Consider the following 2,613-nt stretch of genomic DNA (forward strand, 5'->3'; position numbering starts at 1 on the left):
CGCACTCGAATTCTCCTCTCCCCCATGGGGTTTATGGGGGAGAGGCCGGGAGAGGGGGGCGCCGCGGCATTCATCGCAATCCGTCGAACCCCGGCCGTAGTTATCCCGTCCTCCGGCGCCGCCCTTGCCACGCCCCGCGCCCGCACCCCATCATCCCTGCGGCGCAGTTCCATCCCCACCGCTTCCCATCCATGGACCGCAACCGAATCATCACCATCGCCGTGGGCGCCGCGCTCCTCGGCTTCCTCCTCGGCTTTCTGCCCCAGTGGTCGCGCGCGAACGGGCTGCGCGACGATCTCGATGATACGCGTCTGCAGCTGCGGACGGCGCAGATCGAAAACCGCATCGGCGCCGCGCTGGCGGAGTCGCTGCGCAGCAACTACGAGCGCTCGCGGCAGGTGATGACCACGGTGTTCAGCGACCTGCAGGCCGTTCGCGGGCAGGTTTCGCCCGCGCAGCAGAAGGAGGTGGACGCCATCCTGGCGCAGCGCGACGAGATGGTTACGCTGCTGGCCCGCGCCGCGCCCGAGAGCAGCCAGCGCCTGATGCTCATCCACACGCGCTACCACGGCGCGTTCTCCGGTGACACCGCGCCGGCGACCACCCCCGCAGGTCCCTCGGTGCCCGGCAAGCCCGCGCGCTGACGGCGCGGACGCGGTGAAAAGAAAGAGGCCGGGCGCTCGCGCGCCCGGCCTCCGTCGTTCGTTCCGCAGCGCGCCCCTCAGATCCGGCGCAGGTTCCGCACGTTGTGCCGGCGCTCGCGCCAGGCGTCGACGCTGTACTTTCCCCCGCCGCGGGCGGCGAAGTAGAAGAAGACGAAGCAGTACAGCGCGGCCAGCTCGCCCCGGTTTACGATGGGCCAGAACCCGTCTGGCGCGTGCGACTGGAAGTAGGCCACGGCCAGCATTCCCGACAGCAGGAACGCCACCGGCCGCGTGAACAGCCCCACCACCAGCAGCGGCGCCACGAACACCTCCAGCACCCCCGCCAGCCCGCTCTGCGACAGCAGCGGCGCCGTGGCGCCGGGCGTGCCGCGCCATCCGCCCAGCTCGCCGAACAGCTTCTGCGCGCCGTGCTGCATCAGCATCAGCCCGGCGACGACGCGCAGCAGCGCCAGCGTGGCTTCTTCGTAGCGGTGCATGAAGAACCGGCTTTCCCCCATCCACCCTTCCCGCTGCCCCCGGTTGCCCTCGCCCGCCGGAATGCTCACCGCGATCCGCCGCCGGAGATGCCCTGCTTCTCCTTGGCCTCGCGGCGCTCGCGCTCGGCGTGGTGGGCGGCGCGAAGGCGGTCGTATTCCGCCTGCTGGGCGGGGGTGAGCACCTGGCGCACCTCTGCCCGCGCGCTGTCGTGCGCCGCGCGGATGGGCGCCCCGTGCACCTGCCAGACGGTGTCCATGCGGGCGCGGCGCCGGGCCATGATGGCGTCGATGCGCTGGCGCTGCTCGGGCGAGAGCGAAAGCTTCTCGAAAATCGAATGCGGCCCGCGCCGGTCCGAGCATTCGGCCGCTGTGGCCGTCCTGGGCTCGGTTTCGCGGGCGGAAAGGGCGCGGCTGGACGCGGCGCCGGCCAGCAGGCCGGCGGCGAAGGTCACCACCAGCATTCCCATTCCCATCAGGCGCGTGCGGCTGGGGCGGTTCACGGGCGTACCCCCGGGTGTGTCAGGTCAGCGTGCATCGTTCACTTCGTCGTCCCACTGGGCCAGCAGGTCTTCTTCGGTGGGCGGCCGGTCTTCGGCTACCCAGTCGCTGGCGGGCCCCGGAATGCTCAGCGCGTCGGCCACGGTCAGCGGCAGCGGCTCGGCAGCGGCGGCGGGCCCGGTGCGGGTGAGCAGCCCCAGCGACAGCGCGGCGACCACCGCGGCGGCGGCCAGCGTGGGACGTGCCCACGCGGCCAGCTCCGAAAGCGGCGTGCGCTGCACCACGCCCACCCGCGCGCGCGCCAGCACGGCGCCGATCAGGCGCTCGCGGCGGTGCGCCGGCAGGGCCAGCGGTGACAGGTCGATCGGCTCCGGCTCCATCATTCCTCCTCGCGAACCAGGGCCTGCAAGCGGGCGCGAACCGCGCGGCGGGCGTTGAACAGGTGGTAGCGTACGGTGCCTTCGGGCATCCCCAGCACGTCGCCGATCTCGCGGTGCTTCCAGCCTTCCAGGTCGTGCATCAGCAGAACCTCGCGCTGGCCCTGCGTGAGCCCCGACATGGCCTCCGTCAGCTGGTCGCGCAGGTCGGCGCGTTCGGCGTCGTCGGCGGGCGAGTCGGGAGAGGCGGCGTGGCTGGCGTCGTCCAGCGGCTCGGCGGCGCGAATGCCCAGGTAGCGGCGATGGTTCAGGGCGCGGTTGCGGACGATGCGCACCAGCCATCCCCCGAACTTGCGCGGGTCGCGGCACTCGGCCAGCCGCTCCAGCGCCAGGACCATGGCGTCCTGCACCACGTCCTCGGCATCGTGGGGGTTGCGCGTGACGGCCAGGGCTACGGCGTAGGCGGTGCCGGCGTGCGCGCGCAGCAGGGCGTCTGCCGCCCCGGCGTGCCCGGCCAGCGCTCGCCGCACCAGGCGGGCGTCGTCGTCGCTCATCCTGCAGGGGTAGACACGCGCGGCCGGAAAAACGCTGGCTCGC

General features: G+C 72.6%; 5 protein-coding genes. 1 reads left to right on the top strand and 4 read right to left on the bottom strand.

The window, feature by feature from the left end; genetic code table 11:
• The first annotated feature begins 191 nt into the window (after nt 1–191).
• Nucleotides 192–644, top strand: coding sequence for a hypothetical protein (locus VIB55_RS19540; protein ID WP_331878347.1), 453 nt, complete (start codon nt 192–194; stop codon nt 642–644).
• 77 nt (nt 645–721) lie between these two features.
• Here VIB55_RS19540 and VIB55_RS19545 read toward each other — a convergent pair whose 3' ends face one another.
• The 4 genes from VIB55_RS19545 to VIB55_RS19560 all read right to left on the bottom strand — a co-directional run.
• Nucleotides 722–1,210 (bottom strand): DoxX family protein, encoded by a 489-nt coding sequence (locus tag VIB55_RS19545; RefSeq protein ID WP_331878348.1) that lies wholly within the window; start codon nt 1,208–1,210, stop codon nt 722–724.
• Complete coding sequence (locus VIB55_RS19550; protein ID WP_331878349.1) at nt 1,207–1,641, bottom strand: hypothetical protein; 435 nt, start codon at nt 1,639–1,641, stop codon at nt 1,207–1,209. The genes VIB55_RS19545 and VIB55_RS19550 overlap by 4 nt, the downstream gene beginning before the upstream one ends.
• A gap of 24 nt (nt 1,642–1,665) precedes the next feature.
• Nucleotides 1,666–2,022, bottom strand: a complete 357-nt coding sequence (locus VIB55_RS19555; RefSeq protein ID WP_331878350.1) for a hypothetical protein — start codon at nt 2,020–2,022, stop codon at nt 1,666–1,668.
• Nucleotides 2,019–2,613 (bottom strand): sigma-70 family RNA polymerase sigma factor (locus tag VIB55_RS19560; RefSeq protein WP_331878351.1); only part of this gene is annotated, 595 nt, incomplete at its 5' end. The genes VIB55_RS19560 and VIB55_RS19555, both read right to left, overlap by 4 nt.

It is taken from the genome of Longimicrobium sp. (assembly GCF_036554565.1).
Lineage (GTDB): Bacteria > Gemmatimonadota > Gemmatimonadetes > Longimicrobiales > Longimicrobiaceae > Longimicrobium.